Raw genomic sequence first — 1,002 nt, 5'->3', positions numbered from 1 at the left:
TGTTCCGTCATCAAGGATATGGGTATGCCCCGGAGGACTACTATCAAACGGACTGCTAGGGCCTGCTTACCTATATAACGTACGTATCTCTCTTCTTCTTACTCTTATTTAAATAAAAAAGCCCCCTGAACCCCAGCTGCTGCTTGGGGTTTAGGGGGTTTCTCTTTAGCTGCTAGTTATTACGCGCTATTTGTTCTGCTGCCAGCGTTTGGCGTCATGCATATGCAGTACACCGGTAATAACGGTTTCCAGTGCTTCCCGTTCCTTCTCATCCAATTTGGAAATTGCCTCGAATTGCAACTTCAGACGGTCCGTGGGGCCTCGTTCATCAGGCTCGAAAAGCAGCATATCGGCACTGACGTTAAGCGCTAGAGCGATGCGACGAAATACATCGATGGTGGGTTGTGACGTGCCAGCCTCATAGCGTTTTAACTGTGAGACATGCATGCCGATCTTATCAGCCATCTGTTGTTGAGTCAGTCCTTGCTCTTTACGTAGCGAGGATAGGCGATCAGGGAAGCTCATAGGCAGGACAAACGAATTTGCAGTAGCCATGAGTGTAAGTCCCTCGTTTTTACGACTTGACCGATAGTAGCATAATAGGAACAATAAAAAAGCTCCAATATGGTACTTGACAGGTTTTAGAGGAAATCCCGCTTATGGCCCGCATCCCGGACACAGAAATCGAACGCTTGAAGGCCGAGGTGTCATTGGTTCGCCTGATTGAGGCGGATGGCATTACGCTACGCAAGCAAGGGAAGGATTACGCGGCCTGTTGCCCCTTCCATGAAGACGACAAACCCAGTCTGGTAGTGACGCCGGGCAAGAATCTGTTCCATTGCTTTGGTTGTGGCGAAGCGGGTGGACCGATCGACTGGGTGATGAAACGGCGCAATATCAGCTTCCGGCATGCGGCGGAATGGTTGCGGACGGGCTTAGGGGACCGCAGCCTGGAACCGGTATTAACCCCTTCTTCCTTAGCCGCTTCGCCTGTTGCTGAGT

General features: G+C 50.8%; 2 protein-coding genes. One reads left to right on the top strand and one right to left on the bottom strand.

Annotated elements, in window-relative coordinates:
- Positions 1 to 186: 186 nt before the first annotated feature.
- Complete coding sequence (locus ACUHMQ_RS20840) at positions 187 to 555, bottom strand: helix-turn-helix domain-containing protein (RefSeq protein ID WP_445297356.1); 369 nt, start codon at positions 553 to 555, stop codon at positions 187 to 189.
- A gap of 104 nt (positions 556 to 659) precedes the next feature.
- Between ACUHMQ_RS20840 and ACUHMQ_RS20835 the strand changes: the two genes are divergently transcribed.
- Positions 660 to 1,002 (top strand): CHC2 zinc finger domain-containing protein (locus tag ACUHMQ_RS20835; protein ID WP_445297355.1); only part of this gene is annotated, 343 nt, incomplete at its 3' end.

The sequence above is a fragment of the Chitinimonas violaceus genome (assembly GCF_052601015.1).
The sequence above is the reverse complement of the archived record's forward strand: the minus strand, read 5'-3'. Positions and strand labels throughout refer to the sequence as shown.

What these genes read in the sequence shown, in the direction of transcription:
- ACUHMQ_RS20840 (WP_445297356.1), bottom strand. Translation starts at nt 555, where the DNA reads ATGGCTACTGCAAATTCGTTTGTCCTGCCTATGAGCTTCCCTGATCGC.